Raw genomic sequence first — 25722 nt, forward strand, 5'->3', positions numbered from 1 at the left:
GAGTTATCCATATATTGGTTTAAATTCTAACCTTTAATGTCTCGCTTCTACTATCTATTTTCTTTTATTTAAAGCTTTTTCAACTTCGTTTCCACAAAGATCCATAATGGAAATTCCATAGTGTTTTGCTTGCTGAGGAAGAATGCTTGCAGGAGAGAATCCCGGGTTGGTATTCATTTCAAGCATATAAGGAATGCCATCCATTAAAATAAATTCGCTTCGCGAAAAACCGCTCATGCCAAGGGAATTATAAGCTCTTTTAGCTATTTCTTCTACTCTTTTTGTAGTTTCTTCGTCAATTCTTGCAGGGGTGATTTCTTCAGAAGCACCTTCATATTTAGCTTCATAATCGAAGAACTCTTTTGTAGGAACAATTTCCGTAATTCCTAAAACAATGGTTTCACCTTTAAAATCAATAACACCTACTGAAACTTCCATTCCGTTTAGGAAACTTTCAATCAAGATTTCGTGGTCTTCTTTGAAAGCAAATTCTGTAGCAGCAATCAGTTCAGATTTTTCTTTTACTTTAGAAATTCCAAGAGAAGATCCGGATTGGTTTGGTTTTACAAAAAGTGGAAGTTTTAATTCTTCTACAATTTTATCCACATTGATTTCTTCACCTTTTCTTAGATAGATGCTTTTTGCCGATGGAATTCCATATTTTGACAATACGGCAAGCGTATCTTTTTTATTGAAAGTAAGGGCACTCTGATAAAAATCACAACCTGTATATTTTTGACCTATGGCATCCCAATAAGCCTGTAAAATACCATTCTCACCTGGTGTTCCGTGAATGATATTGAAACATACATCAAATTTTAATGTTTCTCCATTATCTAAGGTAACAGAGAAATCTCCTCTGTTGATAGGGAGTTTTTTATCATCTTCTCTTAAAAAATACCACTCATCTTTAAGAACTACTACTTTATATACGTCATACAGATTTCTGTCTAAAGAATCATAGATCAACTGCCCGCTTTTTAAGGATACAACATATTCATCGGAATAGCCTCCCATTACTACGGCAACACTTTTTTTGTTCATAACCATATAGTATCAATTGAGGCAAATTTAAACATTTTATGCAATGCAATACGGGAAATCGGGAAATTTTAAAATCAAAAATGAATTGTGTTAAATAAAAAGTCCATTCTAAAATTATTAGCTATATTTGCGGTTATAATTAAAGTATTTTTAAGTATGCTTAAATCACTTTTCAATTGGAAAGTTTTAGTGAATTTAGTAGTGGCAATCGGTGTTTTCGTAGGGCTAGTATGGCTTACGTTCCGCTGGTTAGAGTACCATACTAATCATGGCCAGGAAATTCCTGTCCCCAATGTTGTAAATAAATCCGTGCATGATGCCGTTAAAATATTAGATGACACAGGCTTGGAATATGATGTGGACAGTGCTAATTATGATCCTAAATACAGACCGTTTCAAGTGCTGCAGATTTATCCTGCGCCAGGTTCTCGTGTAAAGGATGGAAGAACAGTACGTCTTAAAGTAAATCCAAGAACATGGGCTCCTATTGTAGTTCCGGATGTGATCAATAAATATTCAGGATTGGCATTCCAGAGATTGGATCAGGTAGGTCTTAAAATTGGTGATACTATCTATGAACCAAGTATTCAGAAAGATGCTCTTTTAAGAATTTTATATAAAGGAAATGCCGTAAATCCAGGTACCAAAATTCCTAGATTCTCTATTATTGACGTTGTGGTAGGATCTGGGCCAATGAGAAATATCTCTATCCCGAATGTAGTAGGACTTTCTGTAAAAGAAGCAAGAGCAGTCATTACCAAGAGTATGTTTGAAGTAGGATTGGTAGAATATGAAGATGGTGGTAAGGATGAGTCTGATATTATCTACTATCAGGATCCTGCATCAGGAGATGTTCGTGATCAGGGCATGCAGATTGACCTTTGGGCAAGTAAAAAAACTCCGGCAGAGCTTAGAGCAAAAGTGGAACAGTTGAATTCTATTTACCGAATGAAGGTAGATACTTCTCTGCCACCGGTGCGATATGAAGAAGTTCATAATGAACCTCGTTATGATGCGCCAGTAGTACCTGCTCCAGCACCTAAAAGAGAAACACCGAAGGCCGAAGCTCCAAAAACAGAGACTCCAAAGCCTCAGTCTACAACTCCGAAACCTGTAACTACAGGAACAGAGAAGCCTAAAGCTTCTACCAGTACTCCGGCTACAGGAAACACTGCGAAACCTGCAGCTTCAAACCCTGCACAGCAACCTGCTCAAAAGCCAAAGGCTAAGAAAGTAGTCGTAGAATAAATATAGATTAATAGTAAAAATATAGGCTTCAACTGCAAAATGTTGAAGCCTTTTGTGTAAAAAAATAAATACAATGTCAGAAGATAACGAAGATTTTTTAGACGAAGAATTATTGGATTCAAACAGTATTGATAATATCGATATTGATGAGGAAAATAAAGGGTTATACGAACATCTTAATATCATTGTTGATCCCAAACAAGAACCGTTAAGAATTGATAAGTTTCTTTTAATACACCGCCAGAATTCTTCAAGGAACAAAATTTCACAGACCTGCAGGGCTGGAAACGTTATAGTCAACGGAACTGCAGTAAAACAAAATTACAGGGTGAAACCCGGAGATCAGGTTTCTGTATTGCTAACGCGTCCCCCAAGAGAAAATGTAATTATTCCACAGGATATTCCTGTGAATATTGTTTATGAAGATGATGATCTGGTCGTAGTAGATAAAGAAGCGGGTATGGTAGTGCATCCGGGACATGGAAACTGGGATGGCACACTGGTAAATGCCTTGGCCTTTCATTTTGAAAAAAATGGGGAAAAGTCTGACCTTGACAGAGTAGGACTTGTTCATAGGATTGATAAGGATACTTCCGGACTTCTGGTAGTCGCTAAAAATGAATATGCATTAAGCTTCTTAGCTAAACAATTCTTCAACAGAACAACAAAAAGGTTATACTGGGCTTTTGTGTGGGGGAATCCTAAAGATGAAGAAGGAACGATAAGAGGACATATTGGAAGACACCCTAAAAACAGGATGCAGATGTCTGTTTATGAAGATGGAAGTCAGGGGAAACATGCCGTTACCCATTATAAAGTCTTAGAGAGATTTAAATATATGACATGGGTGGAATGTAAGCTTGAAACCGGAAGAACCCATCAGATCAGAGCACACTTCAAACATATTGGGCATACTTTATTCAATGATGAGCGCTATGAAGGACATACTCCTTTAAGAGGGGTGAATCTCCCAAAGTATAAACAATTTATTAAAAATGTTTTCGAAATTCTTCCAAGACATGCTTTGCATGCGCATACCCTAGGATTTATACACCCAACAACAAAAAAGGAATTATATTTTGAAAGCCCAATGCCCAAAGATATGGCGGATGCTGTAAAAAAATGGAGAAATTATTTGGAAAACTAAAAATATATTGAGATTTTTTTTATATTTGTTGAATTGAAATCAAGATTTGTTATGAGAAAACTATATGCTATCGTATGTTTAGCTCTTTTGTCAAATGCATACAAAGCACAAGAATCACTACCATATTATCAACAGTATCTTTTGGATGGTGACTTCCTGTTCAACCCAGCTCAGTACGGTAAAACAGACTACGTACAGCTCAATGCCATTTATCAAAAACAATTTTCAAAATTCAGCGAATCCCCAAATGTACAATCAGTGGGAATCAATGCAAACATTTTCGATAGAGTAGGTGCCGGTATTACCGTATTCAGAGACAGCAATGGTGCAGAATCTGCAGGTGGTGTTACAGCAGGTGCTTCATATTTTATTCCTCTAAGTAGTGAAGGAGACAGAAAAGATCAGTTCTCATTTGGTACCAGTGTTAGTTTGTATAATAGAAATTTTGATTATTCTAAAATTAATGTTGAAGAACAGAATGACCCATTAATTAAAGGCAACGGCGAGAACATTTTCATGGCTTATGCTAATTTCGGTTTGGCTGCAACTTATAGAAACCTTTTCGGGGGTGTTTCGGTAAATGATATCGCTTTAGGGAATGATAAGCCTATTGTAAACGGGTTTGAACCTTCACCAATTAAGTTTTTCTTAAATTTAGGATATAACTGGAATATTGCTGATAATATCATGTTAACTCCTGCTATGATGATCAACCTGAACACGAATTCAACAAGAGTAATGGATTATAACCTAATGGCAACCTTCTCTAATGAAGTCAATGCATTTTCTGTTGGGGTAAGTTATAGAGCAGCTCAGAATAGATTTGACAGCCAGCAGTTGGAAATTGCTCCGATTGTTAAAGTAAGATTCAACAAATTTATGATTGGGGCTACTTACAACCTTGGATTGTCTGATATTCAGAAATACGGAGGAAACAGTTTCATGATCGGACTTGGTTATAATTTCGATAACTTTATTAATGTTCGAGGATATAGATATTAATCAATTTAATTTAAATAAATTTGAGCTCTGAATTTTTTCAGGGCTTTTTTTATGATATATATTCACATCCCTTTCTGTAAGCAAAAGTGCAGCTACTGTAATTTCCATTTTTCAACATCCTTAAATTTTAAAGATGAAATGCTTCGCGCTATGAAAACTGAAATACAGCTTAGAAAGGATGAACTGCAGAATCGCAGTTTACAATCACTCTATTTTGGAGGCGGAACACCTTCTATTCTTTCTGTGGATGAGATCAATTCTTTAATTGATGAAGTACTGCGTTATTTTAGCTTTGAAAAAGATATTGAGATTACATTGGAAGCCAATCCTGACGATCTGGATAAGAATTTTTTAAAGCAGTTGTCAGGAACTCCTGTTAACCGTTTATCAATTGGGACACAAAGCTTCTTTGAAGAAGATCTTAAACTGATGAATCGTGCACATACCGCTTCGGAAGCAGAAGGATCCATCAAACGGGCTCAGGATTTCGGATTTGAAAATCTGAGTATAGATCTGATTTATGGTTCACCTACCTCCAACCTTGAGATCTGGAAAGAAAACTTACACAAAACAATTGCATTGGAAGTTCCTCATATTTCTTCTTATGCTTTAACTGTTGAGCCGAAGACAGCTCTGGATAACTGGATTGCTAAAGGAAAAGTTAAAAGCCCTAAAGAAGAAGAACAAAACAGAGAATTCTATTACCTTTCAGACTTTTTAAAAGATCATGGTTTTGAACATTATGAAGTCTCTAATTTTGCAAAACCTGGCTTTTACTCAAGACATAATTCTTCATATTGGAAATATCAGGAATACCTAGGCATAGGGCCTTCTGCACATTCTTATAACGGATTTGACGTACGAAGCTGGAATATAGCCAACAACCAGCAGTATATTAAGAGTCTCAATACAAAACTTTTAGCGAAAGAAGAAGAGATTCTGTCTAAGGAAGATCAATTTAATGAGATGATTATGATTGGTTTACGAACTACATGGGGAGTAAATCTGAAGAGCCTGAAAGAAAAGTTTGATGATCGTTTTATGGAGCATTTTCAAAATGAGATCAAACAGAAAATAGAAGAAGGTATTTTAATCATCGAAAATGAACATTTGAAAATTCCGGAAAAACACTGGTTTATGGCAGATGGAATTGCTTCAGATTTATTTATGGTTTAAAATGGAAAAATGCTTTGATGACGTGTTTAAAATATAACTGAACAACATTGAAGCTTCTTAATTATATAGTATATTATACGATATAAATTCATTAATTTTGTATAAAATTTCAGTTCATTTGAAAACGAAGAAACAAGATTATTCGCATCTTTCACCTAGCCAGCCTATCGGTATTTTTGATAGTGGAGTAGGAGGTCTTACTGTTGCTAAGGAAATCAAAAGGCTTTTACCTAATGAAGACCTTATCTATTTTGGAGATACCAAGCACCTTCCCTATGGCGAAAAGTCCAAAGAAGCGATTATAGAATATTCAACAAAGATTACTAACTTTTTGCTTCAACAAAATTGTAAAGCAATTGTAATTGCCTGTAATACGGCTACAGCTAATGCTTTGAATGAAGTAATGCAGTCGGTTGCTGGAAAAGTTCCTGTTATAGATGTTATTAATCCTGTAGCGGAAAAAGTATCCTATGAAATCCACAACAATGTGGGAGTCATTGCTACTAAAGCTACTGTGAATTCAGGATTGTATAAAAAGAGCATCCGAAAACATAATAAATGGATTAAAGTAGATGAACTGGCAACTCCTTTACTGGTTCCGGCTATTGAAGAAGGTTTTAAAAACCATCCGATCACTCATGCTATTATTTACAATTATTTGAGCAATAATAAACTGAAGAATATTGAAACTCTGATTCTTGGCTGTACGCACTACCCATTGTTAATCGATGAGATTAAACAATATTATGGGAACAGGGTTCGTGTGATTGATTCACCTAATATTGTGGCTAATCACCTGAAGATTATCCTTGATAAATATAATCTTCTGAATGAAAATAACCCTAAACCGAACTATCATTTTTACCTTTCGGATCTTACCAAAAATTTTGAAAAGATCTCCAAGAAATTTTTCGGTAAAACCATCGATTTAGAATTAAAAGTATTATAAATAAAAAAGTCTGCCTCATAGAGAAGCAGACTTTTTTATTTGTGTTGGATAATACAAAGACACAAATAAAGTAACAGGTTACATTTTTAAGGCGCAAGGATCTTATCTTAGATAAAATTATATGCGGTAGATTATTGTCTCGCGGATTATGCAGATTATTGTGCGGTATTGTTTGCTCAATCTGCATAATCTGTGAAAGCATTAATCAATATCTTTTGTATTTCTTGTGAAGGTATTTGTGAATTTGTATACCAAAATTAGGCTTCCAGAATTACTTTCTCCGCCTTTAATCTTGATTTTGGATTGAATTTCGGTTGATTTGCATCAGTATCCAGTTTCTCACCTATTGCAACTGCGAAAAGCGTTTCATATTTATCATTTTTTAGAATTTCGTCATACAGTTCAGGCTCTATTCCTTCCATAGGGGTAGAATCAATTCCCATATCTGCACAGGCGGAAAGAAGAATGCCTAGTGATAAATAGACCTGATGTGCTAGCCATGACTTTACAAATGCATCTCCTTTTGGTTTTACTCTTGTTCTGTAATAGTTTACTGCACCTTCAGGAAGGTTTTCCTCAATTTGTTTTTCAAAATCTTCAGGGTTTTTAAGAACCTGAAAAATAATCAGGTGGCTGCAATCGATAACTTTCTCCTTATTGATGAAGGAAACTTCTGCCAGTTGCGATTTTAATTCACCACGATTTACAAAGGTAAAATTCCATGGCTGGCTGTTGATCGATGAAGGACTTAGATTTAGAATTTCTTTCAATTGGGCAATTTTCTCTTCGTTGATGTTGCCTTGCGGGTTATACTTCTTTACAGTATACCTTGTTTTCATTTTGTCTAAAAAGTTCATAATTTTATACTATCATTTTTATAGTTGCAAAATTAATTTAAGTTTATTAGCTTTGCAATAACGGTTAAAAAGGATAGTATAAAAATGTATACAATTGATAACAAATCTTACCCTTGTTGTACAAGCGTAACCATGAGGTTTATAGGCGGAAAATGGAAGGCTGTAATTTTACATCACCTTATTAGTAGGCCCAAAAGATATAATGAATTGAGGAAAGAGATCCCAACGATTACAGAAAGAACATTGAGTCTTCAGCTTAAACAGTTGGAGGAAGATCATATTATTGATCGAAAAGTATATACGGAAAAACCTCCTTTAATGGTAGAGTATACTTTAACTGATTTTGGAAAAACGTTGCTGCCAGTTCTGGAAGCCATTACGCAATGGGGAATACAAGCTCCGATTAATTCAAAAAAAATAATCAAGAACTAAAGTTCCTGATTATCTTCTTTATTAGGTTCAAAAAAACTGAAACTTACGTTTCCGTATTTTCTGGTGTCTATCAAATTAGGATGATCAAATTTCATGCGGCTTTGGTGCTCTACAATAAGAACTCCGTTTTCCTTGAGGTATTTATTGTTTAAAACCAGGGAGATCAATTCTTGGTATTTTTTCTCTTCCATTTCAAATGGAGCATCGGAAAAAACAATTTCAAAGGATTTATTATTTCTGAATTTTTTCAGCCAGTCGAATACGTCACCTCTTTGTACATTGATCTGAAGAGCCATATCTAATTCGGATGCTGTAGAATTGATAAATGCAGTGTGCTTTGGATTCATTTCTACAGACGTGATGTTCTGGCATCCTCTGGAAGCAAATTCCAAAGTAATGGAACCGATCCCGGCAAAAAGATCCAATACGGAAATCGACTGCATATCGTATTTGTTTTCCAAAATACTGAATAAAGCCTCTTTGGCAAAATCCGTTGTCGGTCTTACTTCAAAGTTTTTAGGAGCGGCAATTTTTTTGGCTTTCCATTTGCCTGATATTATTCTGAACATATTTTTGTTAGGGTTTAGGTAATAGATTACAGGGGACAGATGATTATAATATTGGGGATTTATTCCCTATTTCCTGTGGCCTTATAATCTAATTAAGTATAAAATTCTTGTTAGGAATATTGTCAAAAACGATTTTCAGGTTTTTTACAAACTTCTGAAGCTCGGAAATAAATGTTTCATTCTCTGTAGTTTCTCCGTAAGCATAAAAAGTAGTTTCGTTGATTCCGAAACCTATTTTGCTTAACGTAAACATGACGAAGTAAAGGAAGTCTACCTCAGAATTTACATCCAGATTGTTGTAAAGTATGATTTTTTTATTATCAATGGCGAAAAATTCACACTGGTTATGATAAAGGTTAATATGGATCTCTTTACTATTCTTATTGTTGATAGAGCTTAAAAACTTTTCCCCGGAAAAATTAAAATGTACCGGTATCGCCAGTTCTTTTATTTTCTTATAGTAATTCTTGGGGAAAGTATAATAAAACTGAATGTTGAATTTTTTGTTGATGGAAAGCATCAGCTCTTCTTTATCTCTATCTGCCGGTGCATTGAATGAGATGAGGTCAAATCCTGCATCATGATCGGAGAAACCTTCCGGCATCAATGTAAAATGATTTAGAGCAGAAATCACCTGGATCTCATCATAACGTTGTTTGATAAGAACTTCATCCAGTTTTTCCTCAATAAGGTTGGCTGGAGTTTCTTCAGTAACAAAATAAGACTTTTCCTCCAGAATGCTTTTGTTTTTAACAATCTGATAGATTAATCCGTCTTTGGTAAAAAGTAAATTAAGTACGTTCATATTTCAATTCCTGCAAATTTAGTGAAATTCTACCATTACCGCACCCGATTGATGGTGAAGTATTTCCTTATTATAAAAATCAATATTAATCTGGCTTTCCAAAACATCCCGAACCATTCTCTGCAACGTCCCATCTCCAATTCCGTGAACGATCTCCAGCCTCTTCAGGTTATTTTTCCTGCAAAACTCTATCACTTCAATCAGTTTTTCCTTTTGGATAAACAATCTTTCAAAACTGTCATAGTCATTAGGATTCTTTACCAAATTATGAAAATGCAGATCTAAAACCAAATGATTTTTCTGGTGTTTTTTAGAAATATTTTTTTTAGGCTCCGCTTTTTTTACAACTCGGATGTTTTCATAGAGATCAGCATTTTTGGGAACCAGTTTTTCTTTTGGGTATTGATGGATGAAACCAAATTCATCTTTAAAAAATACAATATTTCCCTTCACGGAAGTTACCACTCCGCTTAAATCTTCATCCACTACAGAAACTGTATCACCAATTTTCATCTTGTTACTTTATTTAACCTTGACAGGTTTTCTTTCTTTCTTTACATCTTAAACTCTTGGGCCTAGTTCAATCACTTCAAGATCCTTTATCTCTTCACCATCTACTACAAAACGCATCATTGTTCTCACTTTGTGCCAGCCTTGTTTTCCACAAGCTCCCGGATTCAGATGTAAAAGACTGTTCTTTTCGTCATACATAGCTTTTAAAATATGAGAATGTCCTGAGATAAATAATTTAGGAGCCTTTTTAGCAATCTCAGTTTTGGTCAGTGGGGTATATTTTCCGGGATAGCCACCAATGTGAATCATTAAAACCTCCAGTTTTTCACAGAAAAAACGATTGACCTCAGGAAATTCGGATTGAATTTTTGAGTTATCTATATTCCCATAAACTCCTCTTAAAGGTTTTATTTTTTCCAGCTGTTCAATAACATCCATGCTTCCGAAGTCCCCACAATGCCAGATTTCATCAGCCTGAGATGCATATTCAAGGATCCGGTCATCTATATAAGAATGAGAGTCCGAAAGAAGAAGGATTTTGGTCATTATCTAACTGTTCTTTGGGTAATATTTTCGTCGTATTTTTCTTTAAATACAGCAACACGATCAGGGTTGAGTTCTCCGTCCTGATTGATTACTCTTTCTTTTAAGAGCCATCTTATCAATTTCTCCATTCCTTTCTTGGAATTCATAAAATTGGCGATTTTGGCTAAATCAGTGGATTCTACCTTAGTTTTTTCCGATAAAAAGTTGAGAATAAAGTAATCGTCGTTTACATATCTCGGTGTTTCATTATCCATGTATCTGTACATCAATATTTCTTCATCATCTTTCAGGGAAAAGAATGAATATTGTGTAAGATTGATCTTTTCTGCTTTTAGAATTTGTTTTCCATCCAAGAGAACTTTATCGTCTTTAATGGTCACATCCTGAGAGAAATATAAATTACAACTCACTGTCAATAAGACGAAAGTGATGAGTTTCTTTATTGTCATTTTTAATGTTTTAAATTGCAAATATAAAGAAGCTTTAATAAAGCTATTTTTAGCGAAGCTTATGACTTTGATGGAGTCCTTTGATTATTAATACGAAATATTTTTTGTTCTTCGTATAGAATCCAGTTTCTTTTCAATATCCGCGCTGAAGAGTTTTCTGAGTTTTAATCCGCTTTCTGTAAGCCTTGAAATGACAAACGTTCCATCCATACTGTTATTTGAAGAAAACATAATGGCAATGGTGGTGTCTGATACTTTTTTCCAATTCCCCATATATCGTTCCATCTTTGAGGCTTTACCTGGAAAATCGTCTTTTGTATCGTAGCCATTGGCAGACTTGCTTAAATTCCCAATGATCTTACCATTTTTACTGAATTTTAAACCTGGTGTTTTAGCATCGAAAATATTCTGCTTTTCGTAATTGTAAATATAATTGTCAAGTTTGGTTAGTTTCCATGTCTGTAAAAGAAAAGGATCTGAAGTTCTGTCCTGGCTTTTCATAAATCCCGTTGCAAAAAATACTATTAGAAGGATGGGAATCAACTTTTTCATACTGTAAACTTTAATGCAAGCAAAATTAAGCTTTTCAATAGAAGACTGAAAGTTTTCGGTTAATATAAAAGATCATGATAACAACTTAACCTCACTACAAAGTCTCAAATTGAGACATTTTGTGTTTTTTAGATATTTTTTTGTTTAATTCTCAATGTGTTTTTTTTAGAAAGCTGGAAATTGTCTCTTACTGTAAAAAATGGGGATCCAAAAAGTAGATATATTCACTTTTTGGTGTATTAATTAAGTTGAGTTATTAAATTTAATTATTTGATATTCAGTATTTTAATATGTTCATTTTCGGTATTTTAAATAATTTATTGGCTGGTAATAAAATATGTATATATTTGTCTTAATTTTTATTTAATCTAAACAAAAATAATAATGAGTGTCGGTTTATACTTATTGGAGAGCAAAAATTGGTATTATTTTGACCTTATACCAAAGTTTGATGAAGAGTTGTCGAAGTTCATGAACAGTTGTTCTGAAAGTAAATTCATCCGAATTAATATTACAGGTAAAGATTCTTATTTAATTGTTCCTGTAAAGCATTTTTCTACTACCGGAGTTCATCACATAGGCGAAGAGGTAGGGTATAGAGAAAAAAGAATGGGGGAAGTAGTTAAGATCAGTGCTGAAGAAGCTTATCAATTTCTTATCTCAACTGCTTATGGAGGAAATACAGCATTAGAAAATTCTGAAGAAGCTTATATTAAATATTTTTCTGAGGAATTTGATGAATATTTTGATCCCGGGCTTGCCATTGCGGAAGATTCAGATTCTTTCAATGGTTCTGTTAAAGTAGGGACAGTCTTTAATTTCTTTGGGTATGAGAATGATCACCTTCTGAAATTTATTTCGAAAAATATTGAGTTGGAGTCTGATTATGATAAAAAAGGAGCTATTATTCGCTGGTTTTCAGAATATACTCATTCATTGTTAAAAACAGCAGTTGGAAAGTATATTGAAGAAGGAATAATCTATAACAGTAATCTTGAACATACGTTTATTCATCAGAATGCTGATAAAGTAAATGTAAGCTTTGATCAATATATTCCAGAGGGATCTGCTATCAGAAATGAAAAGGCAGAGAGCTTTATCAGAACTCACGTGGTTTATTACAATCTTTATCCGGTTCTCAGACATCTTGCGTATTTGGGATCCATTGAAGAAGAAGTGCTTTATCAGATTGTAGATACAGAAATAGATTCTTTAAAGGAAATATATGGTGAGGCTATGAACTTCCTTTATGAAATGATAGAGGCCCGACTGTTCCTTAAACAGGCTCATAGTGTGAATGAAGATATTTGGAAAGAATATATCAGACAGCATAACTTCCTGATTAATCCTAAACATTATTCTAAAAAGCTTATAAAACCTGATTATGGAGAAATCCTGCATAAAAGATATTTTAATAACGGTACTTTAGAAATTACTCTTAGAGCATTTAACCCGGAAACGGATATGGAGTTCCTTCATGAATGGTCTAATATGGAGTACGCTAAAAAGTATTGGGAGATGGATGTAGATCAGCAGGAATTTGAGGAGGCTTACATCAAACACATGGGGGTTGATTATTCTCATCCTTATATTGGTCTCCTGAATGGTAATCCTATTTTTACATTAGAACTGTATTGGGCAGTAAAAGATGAAGTCGGTAAATATTATCGTTTCAATCCGGGAGACTACGGCTTTCACATGCTTATTGCTCCTGCTAAAGAAAAAATTCCCAACTTTTCAATGAATGCATTGGCCATGTGCATGGAATACTTCTTCTCTTTTCCGCAACTGACAAGAATGATTGGCGAGGCATCAGCATCTCATAAAGGAACCCATAATCTGATTACGAAAGTGGGATGTGAGTTCAACAGATCATTGGCACTTCCTTATAAAACGTCAAACCTGACTTTCCTGAGCCGTGAAAAATTCTATGAAACAACAGAAGATATTTTTAAAAACTCAGTGCTGAAAATAAACATTACAACATAATCCTTGAATACTGAAAAAATAATTTATGAAATATGATATCATTGGTATAGGAATAGGGCCATTCAATCTAAGTCTTGCGGCTCTTCTTGAAGAACATAACCTGAAAACCATATTTTTTGACAAAGCACCAAGATTTGAGTGGCATAGTGGTTTAATGATCGACAGAACAACCCTTCAGGTTCCTTTCCTGGCTGATTTGGTGACGATCGTAAACCCTAAGAGCCCTTTTACTTATATTAACTATTTAAGAGAAAAAGGTAAGATTTTCCGTTTCTGTTTTAAGGAAAGTTTTTATGTAACGAGGACGGAATATAATCTTTACTGTAAATGGGTTGCCTCACAAATTAAAAGTTTGAATTTCAGTCATACGGTTACAGAAATAGATTACAACGAAACCTATGAATGTTATGAAGTTTCAGTGATTGATCTTATTAATTGCGAAAAGAAAGTTTATCTCACTGATAAAATAGTATTAGGAGTAGGTTCAATTCCTAATGTTCCAAAAATAACGGAAAGCTTCTCTAAAGAACATATTTTCCATTCTTCCGAATATTTACACAGAAAACAATATTTAAAGAAAGGCAGTACAATTACCGTATTAGGTTCAGGGCAAAGTGGCGGTGAAGTATTTTATGATCTTCTTGCCGCCAGACCGGAGTTAGATTTAAAATTAAATTGGGTAACTGCTGCAGACCGATTTTTCCCAATGGAAAATTCAAAATTCACTTATGAATTTACTTCAATGGATTATATTTCTTACTTCAACAGGCTGCCTTTGCCGAAAAGAAGAGAAGTAATCAACAAACAAGATATTCTTTACAAAGGAATCAATGATGAGCTCATCAGTACAATTTATGATGAACTTTATCATCAGCAGATGAAAGAGGAGCAGCCTCTTCCTGTGAAAATTCTTACCAACAGCTTACTTGAAGAGATGTCGTATGATGAAGACTATACCTTAAATATGAGGCATCTGGAAGAAGAAAAATCTTTTTCACTTCATACTGATTATCTTATTCTGGCGACAGGCTATCGATATGAAGTTCCTCATTTCCTACAACCTATTGAAGGTCGTTTGAATAAAAGCCAGAATGATGGAACATTATTATCTTCAGAAAACTACACCGTTGATGTAAATGACAATGAAATATTCATGCAAAACGGTTGTGTAGATTCACAAGGGATCATTACTTCAGATCTTGGAATGGGGCCTTACCGAAATGCCACTATCATCAATAAAGTATTAGGACACGAATATTATCCATTAGAAAAAAATATTGCTTTTCAGCATTTTGGAGCATTAGAAACCATATAAACTATGAAGCGTATATTTTTTCTGATCTCTGTATTTTCTTCCTTAGCGTTGGCGGCTTGTCCGATTACTTTAGTAGTTAAGAATATCAAAAATTATCACCATGATGATATGTATGTGATCATTAATGGGGAAAAGAAAAAGATTTCAAAACAAGGAACTGTTGATTTTGCTGAACTTTCGGATGGTTTTGTAAAGGTGTCTGTATTTTATCAGGGTAAGGTTGTTTATAATGATACATTAAATATCAATTGCCAGTCGACCCAGAAATATGAAATAGAGATTTCAAAAGCAAACCATATTGATGAAGTTTATATCAGAGGTAAAAGGAAACTTGAAAAACTGAAGGAAACTCCATTGAGTGTCAAAATCGTTGATATGCAGGCTGTAAAAAGTCAGGCAAACAATATTGGAGAAATCCTGAATATGGCAACCGGAGTCAAGCTTCGTACAGAAGGAGGTGTTGGGTCTGGATTTCAGGTCAATCTTGGTGGGCTTCAGGGAAAAGCTGTTAGAATTTTCAGAGATGGAGTTCCCATTGAATTTTACGGACATAGCTTTAATCCTAATGTGTTATCACCCAATATGCTGGATAGGGTAGATGTATACAAAGGCGTAATGCCGATTGCTTTGGCATCGGATGCTTTAGGTGGCGGGATTAATTTTATCTCAAAGCCGGTACAGAAAGATAACCTTGAAATTTCAAGTGAAATTGGGTCGTTTAGTACTTATAAGTCTCATATTAATGGGGTATTTACAGGGAAAAAAGACAGCTTATTTTATATAGGAACACAAGCCAGTTATGTGTTTTCTAAGAATAATTATAAAATTCTTGGAGAAGTTATAGATCCTGAAACCGCTAATCTTAAAAAAGTTGAGGCCAAAAGATTCCATGATGATACCGAAGCATCTTATATGGAAGTATATTCTGGAGTAAGAAATAAAAGCTGGGCCAACGACTTTAGAGTGGGGTTCATCTATTCTCAATTTTATAAAGAGATTCAGAACGATCTTGAAATGAGAAAACCTTATGGAGAAGCTTTTGCAAAGGAAAAGAATGTGACCGGTTATCTTCAGTATAAAAAAATGTTCTTTGATAATCGCTTTAAATTAGATTTAATGGCTGCTTTTGCCAGATATAACAATTCTTTTGTGGATATCAGCAAACGAAGATACAATTGGTTGGGAGAATACACTTTCAGTAATGAAAACAGTGTAGGAGAAATCAATAAAGGGAATGACCTGAAGATGAATTACAATATGGTTCATACAAGGTTAAATGCCGCATTCAAGATCAATAATAATCATAGCCTTGAATTTGGAAATGTATATTTCTACCAGAGAAGAAAAGGAAGTGATCCTTATGGTGCGGTGAATGTATATGGTGATGATGTTTTGCAGACTCCGGCCATCTACAACAAAAATATAGCAGCTTTAGGATTAGTCTCTCATTGGCTTGACCGTAAAATAGAAACTGTATTTGGGGTGAAGAATTATTATTTCAGTTCTAAAGGTTATACCACAGATAAATATAACTTCAGCTGGGATTCTGATAATCATAAAAATGAATTCGGATACATGGCAGGAATAAGTTATAAACCTAAGAACTTTATCTTAAAATTATCCTATGAAAAAGCAGTTCGCCTTCCTGATGAAACTGAAATTTTCGGAGACGGAGTTCTTATTAAAGAAAATCTTGATCTGGAACCTGAAAAGAGTGACAATGTAAATATAGTTCTGGATTATACTTCCTCAAACTATAAACTGAATACAAGTTTAAACCTTTTCTACAGGAATGTAAAAAATACAATATTCATGATTCCGGATAATCCTTACGGAAGGTATCAGAATTATTATGACAACAGAATTCTTGGATTGGAGTATGAAATCAATTATCAGCCTATTAAAAATATTCAGACAGGATTCAATTTTACGTATCAGGATATAAGGCTTAAAAACCTTTCCGGTACTGAAAGCATTTGGGAAGATGCCAGACAGCCCAATATTCCTTACTTGTTTGGGAATCACTATCTGAGAGTGAATTTTTCAGATATCCTAAAAATGAAAGATAAAGTGGAACTGTATTATAACATCAATTACGTTCATCGTTTTATGCTATATCCGGTACCGAAAAATCTTGAACCAGGATTGTTTTCTAAAGCCAATATAGCTTCCAGTAATCTTTTGATTCCCAATGATGGAAGAACAGGAATGGTAGATGCAGGAGTAGGAATTACCTATTTCCTGGCAGATCCTAAACTCGCCATTAATTTTAGTGTTAATAATCTTCTGAATGAAAGACTTTATGATAATTATAATGCACAGAAACCTACAAGATCTTATCATCTGAAACTAACTTATACAATTTTTTAATATTATAATCATGAGAAAATCAAAACCGTTTTCGATAATTTTATCAGCGTTAAGTTTATTGTTGTTTACCCATTGTAGTAGCAATGATGACACTGTTGAAGAACAGAAACCACCAACAGCAGCTAAAGACAGCTGGATCATCTATAATAGTACAGCAGGATGGGGTGGGAATATATATTCATTTTCAGAACTTCCTCAAGGGGAACTTTCATTAGCGGATAAAAAGCCGTTCTATCAGATTGCTTACTCTGCAGGAGGAAAAGCTTTTGGAGAAAATATTTACAGACTGGGTGGTGCAGCCTCTTCAGAAGAAGGATTCTCTAAATTAACGGCAGATAATACCGGAAATATTAGCTCAAAAGGATTTATAGCTACTCAAAATAATGGATTTGAACCTAATTATTTAGTGGTAAGTGATAGTGAAGGATATTATTGGGATGGTTCAAGAGGAATGCTTAAAATTCAGACCTTTAATCCGGGAACTATGCAGCGTACAGGAGAAATTGATCTTTCTTCATTAGCTCAAACGATTGATCCTTCAGTGCTTGAGCCAGGGGAAACAGCGTATCAGGCTGCAGGACAATTAATCTTAATCAAAAGAGATGATAAGTTGTACCTTGATTTACAGATCGGTAAAAAAGGATCAAACTGGCAGATCAAACCTGTTGTAAAAGAAGTGGCGGTTGCTGTATACAACCTGACTTCAAAAAAAGTAGAAAATATTACGAAATATCCTAATACTACGAACTTAGGACTTTTCACTGATCACGTTCTATGGAGTATTGATGAGGTTACAAAAGATATCTATATGGTAGCGGCATCGGATATGAAAGCTCAGGAAGCTGCTTATTCATCAAAGATTCTTAGAATAAAGAACGGACAAACTACCTTCGATTCGACTTTTCAAATTGATATGAAGGACTATGTACAGCCGGCTGAGTTTAACAGAATCTTCGCTTACAATAATAAAATCTATACTACTATCCCTTCAACCGGTGCATCTTATTATGCAGGTGGACATGGAGTAAGCTACAGAAATGATATCTGGTTCTGGAATGAAATTGATGTGCAGACGAAGAAAGCCGTAAAACTTGATATTCCGGTAGATAATTTCTACAACTATCAAAACCCATTCTTATATAAAAACAGAATCTATTTTATGTCTAATAATAAAGTAGATAACTTTTCAGGCTTAAGTTCTTATGATCCTGTTTCTAAAAACACAAAAGTTGAGTTTAAACTAAAAGGAAGCGGTAGATTAATGGGAGTAAACATCATCACTAAAAAATAATTTCTTTTTTGTTAGTACAATAAGATCATTTGATTTAACGAGAACCGGAAGAAAAGTCTTCCGGTTTTTTTTGTGGGTATGAGTAGGGAAGTAAGGAAGTAAGGAAGTGGGAAGCTGGAGGCTGGAAGTTATCGTAGACATGGTTATAAAATTCAACCTGATTTACAACTTAGGTTTATAATGATTTCCTTTTATTTATAACCTAAGAGTACTTCCATCTTCCATCCTCAAGCTTCCATCCATATAAATCACAATTTTATTATTTCATACTCAGCTTATTTACTAAATTTGGGAAAATTAAAAAAATAATGAAGCAGAAATTTTCTTTTTTCATTTTTCTTTTAACCGTAGGATTGGCGAACGCACAGGTTGAAGAAAAAAAACTGGATGAGCTGATCCAAAATACGTTGAAGACCTTTGATGTTCCCGGAATGTCGGTAGGAGTTGTAAAAGATGGGAAAGTGACCTATTCCAAAGGGTTTGGAGTACGCTCTCTTACTTCCAAGCAGCCCATGGATGATAATACCTTGGTCGGAATTGCTTCCAATTCAAAAGGGTTTACTTGTGTGGCTCTGGCGATTCTTGCAGATGAAGGAAAATTGAACTGGGATGATAAAGTTTCAAAATACATTCCCGAATTCCAGATGTATGACCCGTATGTTTCTCAAAATGTAACGATTAAAGATTTGATTACACACAGAGCAGGATTAGGACTGGGACAAGGAGATCTTATGTTTTTTCCGGAAGGAGGAAGTTTAACGGTTAATGATATTATTCATAATGTGAGATATTTGAAGCCAGAAAATCCTTTCAGAACAAAATTGGACTATAACAATATCATGTTTATTGTTGCGGGTGAAGTGATCCACAGAATCTCCGGATTAAGCTGGGCAGAATTTATTGAACAAAGAATCATGAAACCTGTAGGAATGACTTCCAGCTTTGGAAGCTACAACAGAGCGAAGGCAGCAACCAATAAGATCGATGCCCATGCGCCTGTAGACGGTAAAGCCATTGCAGTACCCCATGATTGGAACGAAACCGGAAATGCTGCCGGAGGAATTATGAGTAATATCAAAGACATGACTACCTGGGCAGAATGTTTAATGAATAACTTCACCACAAAAGATGGTAAGAAATTAGTTTCCGATAAAAATGCCCAACAGCTTTGGAGCCTACAGATTCCTGATAGAGTAGCCGCTAAAAATCCTTATGATACAAGTTTCTATGGTTATGGTTTAGGTTGGTTCTTAAGTGATGTAAAAGGACACAAACAAGTACAGCATACAGGAGGATTGATTGGAACGGTAACTCAGTTTACGTTAATCCCTGATCTTAAATTAGGAATCGTTGTATTAACGAATCAACAATCTGGAGCAGCATTTAACACCATTACCAATACAGTGAAAGATTCTTACCTTGGAGTAGCAGACAGAAACTGGCTGAAAACGTATGGAGACAGAATGGTAAAAATGGAAGGTGAATTTAATAAACAAAAGAAAGAAGCTTTTGCAAAATCAGAAGCCTTTAAAAAGGAGAAAGCCCTTCAGCCCAAAGCAGAACAGTTTACCGGAACGTATAATGATGTTTGGTTCGGAGATGTTGACATTGCTCAGCAGGGAAATACCTACAGAATTTCATGCAAAAACTCACCAAGATTAAAAGGAGAGCTAGTTCCATATTCTAACAATTCATTCATCATTAAATGGGATGACAGAAGTTATGATGCCGATGCTTATATCTTATTCGATTATGATGAAAACGGAAAAGCCCAATCTGCAAAATTAAAACCGATTTCTGACGTTACCGATTTCAGTTTTGATTTTGATGATCTGGACTTGAAAAGAAAGTAAAAGATAAAATTTTAGAAAAATATTGAAAAGAACGGACTTTGGTTCGTTCTTTTTTGTTTGTTAACCACGAATGTCACTAATTTATTCACAGATAATACTAATTTTAATGATCATTGAAAATGAGGACTGATATAATTCAATAGGAACGGGCTTTAGCCCGTTTTTTATGTTGATATCAATAATGGCTTTAGCCGAAACTAACCACCCGTCAAAAAATGATTTTTGTTGCCCCTCAGGTGTGGAGGGGAATATGTAGCCGGTAAAAGAAATGTTGGTTTATTGTACAAGATTCAGGTCTTGTTGTGAAAAGGATAAGTTCTGCTTAAAATCAAAATAAGTTTTCTTCTGTTTCTAACATGAGAAAAGAAGTATAATATGGAAGCATAAAAAATAGAAAATTGAAGTTATATTTTCCCTGGTTCATAAAAGAATAAAAGTTTCTTTTTGGCTCCATCAAATTCAGACCAGGACTCACAGTCTACTTCAAAACCAGCAACTCCACAGGTCGGAAAATGAAAAATATTTTCAGAAATAGAATTCGCAAAATTCGAAATTCCATTATTATGAGAGAAAAGAGCTACTGAGCTTAGATTGTCATCCAGGTCATAGATTACAGATTCAAAATTTCTTTCCGAAGGATTATATAATTTGTCATTCGTAGAGCAGCCTAGCTGATAGGTCTGATTAAAAATCTTACACGTATTCAAAGCACGAACCGCCGGGCTTGATACAAAATAATCGATGGAAATGTTATTGTTTTTAAGGAATCTGGACATGTTCATAGCATCCTCCAGTCCCTTGTCTGCCAAAGGTCTGTCAAAGTCTTCCGTTTCTTCCGGCCAGTCGCTTTTCGCATGTCTTACGAGGATGAGTCTCTTCATATATCTGTTTTTTGGAAGATTAAAATTATAAAAAAAAATATGGAATGAAACATGATTTACATAAAAAAACTGCGTAATGAATAAAATCAGTAAATTTTACTAAATTTGCAAACTTATGGGACAAATCCTTGCAATAGACTATGGAAAAGCCCGTTGTGGCATTGCTGCAACGGATGATATGCAGATTATAGCCAGTGGGTTAGAGACTGTAGAGAACCGTAATGTAATGGAATTTTTGAAAAAATATTTCAGTGAAAATAAGGTTGACGAAGTGGTGATTGGGCTTCCCATAGATTTGAAAGGAAATATTTCAGAAGTGGAAACTGATATTTTAAAATTCATTGAAGCATTTCAGAAAGAATTTTCGGATATTGCAGTTCATCGTTTTGATGAAAGGTTTACTTCCAAAATGGCTTCATTCTTTATTTCTCAAAGCGGGAAAAACAAGAAGAAAAGACAGGAAAAAGGATTAATAGATAAAGTAAGTGCAACCATCATATTGCAAAATTTTTTAGAACAAAGATTAAGATGATACTACCGATAAGAGCTTTTGGGGATCCTGTTTTGAGAAAAGTGGGAAAAGATATAGAAAAAGATTACCCCGGATTACAGGAACTGATAGATAATATGTTCGAAACGATGTACAGCGCAAACGGAATTGGTCTTGCAGCGCCTCAGATCGGTTTGGATATCCGTCTGTTTGTAATAGACGTTACTCCTCTTGCGGAAGATGAGGATTATGAGGATATTAAGGATGAGTTGGCAGAATTCAAAAAAGTGTTCATTAACGCTAGAATCCTTGAAGAATCTGGTGAAGAATGGAAGTTTAATGAAGGCTGTCTGTCTATTCCGGATGTAAGAGAAGATGTGAAAAGAAAGGGAACAATCGTTATTGAATATTATGACGAAAATTTTGTAAAACATACAGAAACTTTTTCCGATATTAGAGCCCGCGTAATTCAGCATGAATATGACCATATTGAAGGGGTTTTGTTTACCGATCACCTAAGTGCTTTGAAGAAGAAACTGGTAAAAGGAAAACTGTCAAAGATCTCTCAAGGGGATGTAAGCATCGGTTACAAAATGAGATTTCCAAAATAATTTAAACAAGGATTACAAGAAATAATAAAAAGCAAAAAGCTTAACGCTGATTGCAAAATTTACAAAAAATAAAATTATGCTGTTAGAAAAAATAATTTCAATTTCTGGAAAACCAGGACTTTACAAACTAGTTTCTCAATTAAGAAACGGATTCATCATTGAAGATGTTACCAACAAGAAGAAAGTAAGCATTGGAAACTCAAGCCAGGTAAGCTTATTAGATAATATCGCAATGTTTACATTTGAAAAAGAAGTTCCATTGTTCGAAGTTTTTGAAAATATTGCAAAAAACAACGATTACAAAGAAACAATCTCTCACAAATCTTCAGATGCGGAGTTAAAAGACTTTATGTTAGCTTCTCTTCCTAACTACGATACTGAGAGAGTATATTCTTCTGATATCAAGAAATTGGCTCAGTGGTACAATACACTTCAGAAAGCAGGATACATCACTCCTGAAAGCTTTGTAAAAGCAGAGCCTGAAACTTTAGAAGGAGAACCTGCAGGAGAAGTAAGCTTAGATGTTGATGCTAAAAAAGCAGCTCCAAAAGCAGAAAAGCCGGCAGCTCCAAAAGTAAAAGCGACTTCAGCAGCAAAATCAGCTCCTAAAAGTACGCACAGAAAGCAAGGATAATTCATTTTTGAATTTACCATATAAAACCTCGTCAGAAATGATGAGGTTTTTTTGTTTGTAATTTTTTGCAGGGTTATTCTGTGTGGAACAAAGAATCTGAGATTAATATATTCTAAAAACCTAACAGGTTTAAATAATTATTCAACCATGCTAACACGCACCCCGAATCCCGAATCCCGTACCCCATAACTTTCACCCCCAACGTTTGTCATCATGTCCTAATAACCCTTACATTTGTATAATATTGAATTTCCAATTACTTATGAATACAAAACAGGAAAAATTAGAAGCTTTCGGGAGATTATTGGATATAATGGATGATCTGCGTGAGAAATGTCCGTGGGATCAGAAACAGACGCTACAATCTCTTCGTCATCTTACCCTTGAAGAGACGTATGAGCTTTCCGATGCTATTTTGCAGGAAGATTTGCAGGAGATAAAAAAAGAATTGGGCGATGTATTGCTTCATCTGGTTTTTTATTCTAAAATAGGTTCAGAAAAAGAAAGTTTTGATATCGCAGATGTGATTAATTCCCTTAATGAAAAATTGATTTTCCGCCATCCTCACATTTATGGAGATACCGAAGTGAAAGACGAGGAAGAGGTAAAGCAGAACTGGGAGAAATTAAAATTGAAAGAAGGAAACAAATCCATTTTGGGTGGTGTTCCGAAAAGCCTTCCAAGCCTGGTGAAAGCTTATAGAATTCAGGATAAAGTAAAAGGAATCGGTTTTGAGTTCCATGATGCGGAAGATGCCTGGAAAAAGGTGGATGAAGAGATTCAGGAGTTTCATGCAGAAACAGATTTGGATAAGAAGGAACAGGAATTGGGTGATGTATTTTTCTCATTGATTAATTATGCAAGAATTTCAGGGATCAATCCGGATTCTGCATTGGAGAGAACCAATTTGAAGTTCATTTCCAGATTCCAGAAGATGGAAGGACTTGCTGAAGAACAGGATCTGAAACTTGCGGATATGTCTTTAGAAGAAATGGATGTGCTCTGGGAAAAAGCCAAACGTTTATCTTAATTTCCAATTGGAACAATTAATGCTATGTATGTTCAGTTAAAAAATAAAAATATGCTACGTTTTCTTATGTTACCCGCTTTCTTTTTATTGAGTTGTAATCCAAAGGCTCAGAATTCCCCTATTAAGAACAATGAATTAAAAGTACAGTTTGCCCTTCCCAAAAAATTAAAAGAAGTCTCCGGAATTACTTTGTCCAAGGATAAGAAAACCATTTGGGTAATAGAAGACAGAGGAAATAAAAATGCAGTATATGGCCTTAATGACAATGGTCAGAAGATAGCTAAAGTTCCTGTTGAAAATGCTGAAAATACAGATTGGGAAGATATTATTTCAGATACGCAGGGAAATGTTTATATCGGCGATTTTGGAAATAATGATAACGACAGAAAGGATTTGGCTATTTTAAAAACAGATTTGAAGGATATTACTCAAACTACTACAAAAGTCGTTCAAACCACTAAGTTTCATTATGAGGGACAAACACAATTCCCACCTAAAAAGTCAAATTTGCTCTATGATTGTGAGGCATTTGTAGAAATGAATGGCAACTTCTATCTGTTCACTAAAAATAGAAGTAAAGGATTTGACGGTACTTTCCTGGTATTTAAGGTTCCTAATAAAGAAGGAGATTTTGAAGCCAAACTGATTGGTAAATTAAAGCTTCAGGGCGGTTATAATGATGCTGCTATTACTTCTGCAACGATTAACAGTACAAAAGATAAGATCGTATTGCTTACTCACAAGAATGTGCATGTTCTCACAGGATTTAATGCCGATGATTTCAGTGCAGCTAAGATTAATAAGATTTCTTTAAACCATAATTCTCAGAAAGAGGCTATTGTTTTTGTTGATGATAAAACATTAATGATTGCTGATGAAAAAGGAGAAGGAGAGAGTGGGAATGTATATCAATTTTCACTTCAGTAAGATTTTCTATTGACTATACATATTATAAGAATCCACAGTATTTTGCTGTGGATTCTCCATAAATAAATATAAGTAGAATGATGTTTATGGTGTCAGATAAGATATGTGAATGTTTCCACTTGATAGCCTGAAATCCTGGGTGTAACGACAGCGTATTCTGAAGGTTTCTCCTGCATTAAAGAAGTTAATAGATGAAAGGTTATGGTTCAGTCCTGTAGTACGTTCTCCGTGTCCTGTAGATATTGCTGAAAGGGTTACAGTAGAAGGTGATACTCTCTGGATGTAGGAATTGGCCGTTCCTGCAGTATATCCGTTCCCATTTAAATTAAGATCATAAGTCACATAAGGTACAATATTGTAATATCCCTGTTTGACTACAGTAAAAAGGCCGGTACTGGTATTATAGGTCAGGTAAGCATTATCAATTTTATTACTGATATTATAAACATACGTTTGTGAATAATTTTCATGAGTGCTCACAGGGGCTGTATGAGTTCCTTTATAACTTCCACTGCTAGGGCTGATGGTGGTTTTATTTCCAACGAAAACAACTTTCAGAAAGTTTTCAGATTCTATGGTTCTCCATACCGGAGGATTGTCTATCCCATTTGACATAAGGAATTCACCTCTATTTCCCGAGTTTCCTTTAGTGTTGGCTGTTCCTCCTACATTCAAATCTTTTACAACCTGAAGAGAACCATTAACATGTAAAGTACTTTGTGGTGTTGGAGTCTTTATCCCTACTTGCGCATTTGAAATTGTGGACATAGCAAATAATGCCATGTATAATAGCTTTTTTATCATTCCGAAGTGTTTTTTTTAATGAATAATTTTAAACAAATATAATTTTTTAGAAATAGCCATTTTTTTCAGCAGTTGATAAACATATTGATCTATGGATAGGTGAAGGATATAAAGCTTGAAATATGAATTATTATTGAAATTCATATTTTGTTTATTATTGAAAATCTGTAAACTAAAGTACCTAATGTTAAATTTTATTTATTTTTTATGACCATCTGAAATGGGAAATTATATTAAA

The 25722-nt window shown here is 34.6% G+C and carries 26 protein-coding genes; 16 read left to right on the forward strand and 10 right to left on the reverse strand.

Features of this window, described 5'->3' with window-relative positions; all coding sequences use genetic code 11:
• Positions 1-54: 54 nt before the first annotated feature.
• Positions 55-1044 carry a D-alanine--D-alanine ligase gene (locus GTR01_RS16315; RefSeq protein ID WP_160138867.1) on the reverse strand — a complete coding sequence of 330 codons (990 nt, stop codon included), beginning with the start codon at positions 1042-1044 and terminating at the stop codon, positions 55-57.
• Positions 1045-1200: 156 nt separating this feature from the next.
• On the opposite strand from GTR01_RS16315, the gene GTR01_RS16320 reads away from it, so the two are divergent.
• The 5 genes from GTR01_RS16320 (at position 1201) to murI (ending at position 6566) form a co-directional block, all read left to right on the forward strand.
• Positions 1201-2292 carry a PASTA domain-containing protein gene (locus GTR01_RS16320; protein WP_160138868.1) on the forward strand — a complete coding sequence of 364 codons (1092 nt, stop codon included), beginning with the start codon at positions 1201-1203 and terminating at the stop codon, positions 2290-2292.
• 73 nt (positions 2293-2365) lie between these two features.
• Positions 2366-3439 carry an RluA family pseudouridine synthase gene (locus tag GTR01_RS16325; protein ID WP_185155141.1) on the forward strand — a complete coding sequence of 358 codons (1074 nt, stop codon included), beginning with the start codon at positions 2366-2368 and terminating at the stop codon, positions 3437-3439.
• Between the two features lie 51 nt (positions 3440-3490).
• Entirely contained in the window at positions 3491-4441 is a 951-nt protein-coding gene (locus GTR01_RS16330) for a type IX secretion system membrane protein PorP/SprF (protein ID WP_160138869.1), read from the forward strand.
• 51 nt (positions 4442-4492) lie between these two features.
• On the forward strand, positions 4493-5617 hold the full coding sequence (gene hemW, locus GTR01_RS16335; protein WP_160138870.1) for a radical SAM family heme chaperone HemW: 1125 nt from the start codon (positions 4493-4495) through the stop codon (positions 5615-5617).
• A 118-nt stretch (positions 5618-5735) separates the two neighbouring features.
• Positions 5736-6566 carry a glutamate racemase gene (gene murI / locus GTR01_RS16340; RefSeq protein ID WP_160138871.1) on the forward strand — a complete coding sequence of 277 codons (831 nt, stop codon included), beginning with the start codon at positions 5736-5738 and terminating at the stop codon, positions 6564-6566.
• A gap of 257 nt (positions 6567-6823) precedes the next feature.
• On the opposite strand, the gene GTR01_RS16345 is transcribed toward murI, so the two are convergent.
• A complete protein-coding gene (locus GTR01_RS16345) occupies positions 6824-7423 on the reverse strand; it encodes a nitroreductase family protein (RefSeq protein WP_160138872.1) in 600 nt (199 codons plus the stop codon).
• A gap of 84 nt (positions 7424-7507) precedes the next feature.
• On the opposite strand from GTR01_RS16345, the gene GTR01_RS16350 reads away from it, so the two are divergent.
• Positions 7508-7855 carry a winged helix-turn-helix transcriptional regulator gene (locus tag GTR01_RS16350; protein WP_160138873.1) on the forward strand — a complete coding sequence of 116 codons (348 nt, stop codon included), beginning with the start codon at positions 7508-7510 and terminating at the stop codon, positions 7853-7855.
• Here GTR01_RS16350 and GTR01_RS16355 read toward each other — a convergent pair.
• The 6 genes from GTR01_RS16355 to GTR01_RS16380 all read right to left on the reverse strand — a co-directional run bounded on the left by GTR01_RS16355 (position 7852) and on the right by GTR01_RS16380 (position 11289).
• A complete protein-coding gene (locus GTR01_RS16355; RefSeq protein WP_160138874.1) occupies positions 7852-8424 on the reverse strand; it encodes an RsmD family RNA methyltransferase in 573 nt (190 codons plus the stop codon). The two genes, GTR01_RS16350 and GTR01_RS16355, sit on opposite strands and share 4 nt — an antisense overlap.
• Positions 8425-8512: 88 nt before the next feature.
• Complete coding sequence (locus GTR01_RS16360) at positions 8513-9229, reverse strand: DUF3822 family protein (protein ID WP_160138875.1); 717 nt, start codon at positions 9227-9229, stop codon at positions 8513-8515.
• 18 nt (positions 9230-9247) lie between these two features.
• A complete protein-coding gene (locus tag GTR01_RS16365; protein WP_160138876.1) occupies positions 9248-9742 on the reverse strand; it encodes a Smr/MutS family protein in 495 nt (164 codons plus the stop codon).
• Positions 9743-9790: 48 nt separating this feature from the next.
• On the reverse strand, positions 9791-10288 hold the full coding sequence (locus GTR01_RS16370) for a metallophosphoesterase family protein (protein WP_160138877.1): 498 nt from the start codon (positions 10286-10288) through the stop codon (positions 9791-9793).
• On the reverse strand, positions 10288-10737 hold the full coding sequence (locus GTR01_RS16375) for a hypothetical protein (protein ID WP_160138878.1): 450 nt from the start codon (positions 10735-10737) through the stop codon (positions 10288-10290). The genes GTR01_RS16370 and GTR01_RS16375 overlap by 1 nt, the downstream gene beginning before the upstream one ends.
• Positions 10738-10824: 87 nt before the next feature.
• The gene (locus tag GTR01_RS16380) at positions 10825-11289 is read right to left on the reverse strand and encodes a hypothetical protein (RefSeq protein ID WP_160138879.1); all 465 of its coding nucleotides are present in this window, start codon (positions 11287-11289) and stop codon (positions 10825-10827) included.
• A gap of 384 nt (positions 11290-11673) precedes the next feature.
• Between GTR01_RS16380 and GTR01_RS16385 the strand changes: the two genes are divergently transcribed.
• The 5 genes from GTR01_RS16385 to GTR01_RS16405 all read left to right on the forward strand — a co-directional run bounded on the left by GTR01_RS16385 (position 11674) and on the right by GTR01_RS16405 (position 20107).
• Positions 11674-13278 carry a GNAT family N-acetyltransferase gene (locus GTR01_RS16385; protein ID WP_160138880.1) on the forward strand — a complete coding sequence of 535 codons (1605 nt, stop codon included), beginning with the start codon at positions 11674-11676 and terminating at the stop codon, positions 13276-13278.
• Between the two features lie 25 nt (positions 13279-13303).
• Entirely contained in the window at positions 13304-14593 is a 1290-nt protein-coding gene (locus GTR01_RS16390) for a lysine N(6)-hydroxylase/L-ornithine N(5)-oxygenase family protein (RefSeq protein WP_160138881.1), read from the forward strand.
• Positions 14594-14596: 3 nt separating this feature from the next.
• The gene (locus tag GTR01_RS16395) at positions 14597-16963 is read left to right on the forward strand and encodes a TonB-dependent receptor (protein WP_160138882.1); all 2367 of its coding nucleotides are present in this window, start codon (positions 14597-14599) and stop codon (positions 16961-16963) included.
• Between the two features lie 10 nt (positions 16964-16973).
• Complete coding sequence (locus GTR01_RS16400; protein WP_160138883.1) at positions 16974-18254, forward strand: hypothetical protein; 1281 nt, start codon at positions 16974-16976, stop codon at positions 18252-18254.
• Positions 18255-18562: 308 nt separating this feature from the next.
• Complete coding sequence (locus GTR01_RS16405) at positions 18563-20107, forward strand: serine hydrolase (RefSeq protein WP_160138884.1); 1545 nt, start codon at positions 18563-18565, stop codon at positions 20105-20107.
• A 404-nt stretch (positions 20108-20511) separates the two neighbouring features.
• On the opposite strand, the gene GTR01_RS16410 is transcribed toward GTR01_RS16405, so the two are convergent.
• Positions 20512-20988 (reverse strand): SixA phosphatase family protein, encoded by a 477-nt coding sequence (locus GTR01_RS16410; protein WP_160138885.1) that lies wholly within the window; start codon positions 20986-20988, stop codon positions 20512-20514.
• Positions 20989-21103: 115 nt separating this feature from the next.
• Here GTR01_RS16410 and ruvX point away from each other — a divergent pair, with 115 nt between their 5' ends.
• The 5 genes from ruvX (at position 21104) to GTR01_RS16435 (ending at position 24680) form a co-directional block, all read left to right on the forward strand.
• Positions 21104-21520 carry a Holliday junction resolvase RuvX gene (gene ruvX / locus GTR01_RS16415; protein WP_160138886.1) on the forward strand — a complete coding sequence of 139 codons (417 nt, stop codon included), beginning with the start codon at positions 21104-21106 and terminating at the stop codon, positions 21518-21520.
• Positions 21517-22089, forward strand: a complete 573-nt coding sequence (def, locus tag GTR01_RS16420) for a peptide deformylase (RefSeq protein WP_160138887.1) — start codon at positions 21517-21519, stop codon at positions 22087-22089. Before ruvX ends, def begins: the two co-directional genes overlap by 4 nt.
• A gap of 76 nt (positions 22090-22165) precedes the next feature.
• Positions 22166-22723 carry a DUF5606 domain-containing protein gene (locus GTR01_RS16425; protein ID WP_129058634.1) on the forward strand — a complete coding sequence of 186 codons (558 nt, stop codon included), beginning with the start codon at positions 22166-22168 and terminating at the stop codon, positions 22721-22723.
• Positions 22724-22985: 262 nt separating this feature from the next.
• Positions 22986-23753 carry a nucleoside triphosphate pyrophosphohydrolase gene (mazG, locus tag GTR01_RS16430; protein ID WP_160138888.1) on the forward strand — a complete coding sequence of 256 codons (768 nt, stop codon included), beginning with the start codon at positions 22986-22988 and terminating at the stop codon, positions 23751-23753.
• Between the two features lie 51 nt (positions 23754-23804).
• Positions 23805-24680 (forward strand): hypothetical protein, encoded by an 876-nt coding sequence (locus GTR01_RS16435; protein WP_160138889.1) that lies wholly within the window; start codon positions 23805-23807, stop codon positions 24678-24680.
• Positions 24681-24764: 84 nt separating this feature from the next.
• Here GTR01_RS16435 and GTR01_RS16440 read toward each other — a convergent pair whose 3' ends face one another.
• Entirely contained in the window at positions 24765-25484 is a 720-nt protein-coding gene (locus GTR01_RS16440; protein WP_160138890.1) for a hypothetical protein, read from the reverse strand.
• Positions 25485-25722: the final 238 nt, after the last annotated feature.

It is taken from the genome of Chryseobacterium sp. c4a, assembly GCF_009900745.1.
Classification (GTDB): domain Bacteria; phylum Bacteroidota; class Bacteroidia; order Flavobacteriales; family Weeksellaceae; genus Chryseobacterium.

What these genes read in the sequence shown, in the direction of transcription:
- GTR01_RS16370 (WP_160138877.1), bottom strand. Translation starts at nt 10,288, where the DNA reads ATGACCAAAATCCTTCTTCTTTCGGACTCTCATTCTTATATAGATGAC.
- GTR01_RS16435 (WP_160138889.1), top strand. Translation starts at nt 23,805, where the DNA reads ATGCTACGTTTTCTTATGTTACCCGCTTTCTTTTTATTGAGTTGTAAT.
- GTR01_RS16440 (WP_160138890.1), bottom strand. Translation starts at nt 25,484, where the DNA reads ATGATAAAAAAGCTATTATACATGGCATTATTTGCTATGTCCACAATT.
- GTR01_RS16355 (WP_160138874.1), bottom strand. Translation starts at nt 8,424, where the DNA reads ATGTTCAGAATAATATCAGGCAAATGGAAAGCCAAAAAAATTGCCGCT.
- GTR01_RS16400 (WP_160138883.1), top strand. Translation starts at nt 16,974, where the DNA reads ATGAGAAAATCAAAACCGTTTTCGATAATTTTATCAGCGTTAAGTTTA.
- def (WP_160138887.1), top strand. Translation starts at nt 21,517, where the DNA reads ATGATACTACCGATAAGAGCTTTTGGGGATCCTGTTTTGAGAAAAGTG.
- GTR01_RS16330 (WP_160138869.1), top strand. Translation starts at nt 3,491, where the DNA reads ATGAGAAAACTATATGCTATCGTATGTTTAGCTCTTTTGTCAAATGCA.
- GTR01_RS16325 (WP_185155141.1), top strand. Translation starts at nt 2,366, where the DNA reads ATGTCAGAAGATAACGAAGATTTTTTAGACGAAGAATTATTGGATTCA.
- GTR01_RS16375 (WP_160138878.1), bottom strand. Translation starts at nt 10,737, where the DNA reads ATGACAATAAAGAAACTCATCACTTTCGTCTTATTGACAGTGAGTTGT.
- GTR01_RS16380 (WP_160138879.1), bottom strand. Translation starts at nt 11,289, where the DNA reads ATGAAAAAGTTGATTCCCATCCTTCTAATAGTATTTTTTGCAACGGGA.
- mazG (WP_160138888.1), top strand. Translation starts at nt 22,986, where the DNA reads ATGAATACAAAACAGGAAAAATTAGAAGCTTTCGGGAGATTATTGGAT.
- GTR01_RS16385 (WP_160138880.1), top strand. Translation starts at nt 11,674, where the DNA reads ATGAGTGTCGGTTTATACTTATTGGAGAGCAAAAATTGGTATTATTTT.
- GTR01_RS16390 (WP_160138881.1), top strand. Translation starts at nt 13,304, where the DNA reads ATGAAATATGATATCATTGGTATAGGAATAGGGCCATTCAATCTAAGT.
- GTR01_RS16425 (WP_129058634.1), top strand. Translation starts at nt 22,166, where the DNA reads ATGCTGTTAGAAAAAATAATTTCAATTTCTGGAAAACCAGGACTTTAC.
- GTR01_RS16395 (WP_160138882.1), top strand. Translation starts at nt 14,597, where the DNA reads ATGAAGCGTATATTTTTTCTGATCTCTGTATTTTCTTCCTTAGCGTTG.
- GTR01_RS16320 (WP_160138868.1), top strand. Translation starts at nt 1,201, where the DNA reads ATGCTTAAATCACTTTTCAATTGGAAAGTTTTAGTGAATTTAGTAGTG.
- GTR01_RS16345 (WP_160138872.1), bottom strand. Translation starts at nt 7,423, where the DNA reads ATGAACTTTTTAGACAAAATGAAAACAAGGTATACTGTAAAGAAGTAT.
- GTR01_RS16315 (WP_160138867.1), bottom strand. Translation starts at nt 1,044, where the DNA reads ATGAACAAAAAAAGTGTTGCCGTAGTAATGGGAGGCTATTCCGATGAA.
- GTR01_RS16410 (WP_160138885.1), bottom strand. Translation starts at nt 20,988, where the DNA reads ATGAAGAGACTCATCCTCGTAAGACATGCGAAAAGCGACTGGCCGGAA.
- hemW (WP_160138870.1), top strand. Translation starts at nt 4,493, where the DNA reads ATGATATATATTCACATCCCTTTCTGTAAGCAAAAGTGCAGCTACTGT.
- GTR01_RS16360 (WP_160138875.1), bottom strand. Translation starts at nt 9,229, where the DNA reads ATGAACGTACTTAATTTACTTTTTACCAAAGACGGATTAATCTATCAG.
- GTR01_RS16405 (WP_160138884.1), top strand. Translation starts at nt 18,563, where the DNA reads ATGAAGCAGAAATTTTCTTTTTTCATTTTTCTTTTAACCGTAGGATTG.
- GTR01_RS16365 (WP_160138876.1), bottom strand. Translation starts at nt 9,742, where the DNA reads ATGAAAATTGGTGATACAGTTTCTGTAGTGGATGAAGATTTAAGCGGA.
- GTR01_RS16350 (WP_160138873.1), top strand. Translation starts at nt 7,508, where the DNA reads ATGTATACAATTGATAACAAATCTTACCCTTGTTGTACAAGCGTAACC.
- ruvX (WP_160138886.1), top strand. Translation starts at nt 21,104, where the DNA reads ATGGGACAAATCCTTGCAATAGACTATGGAAAAGCCCGTTGTGGCATT.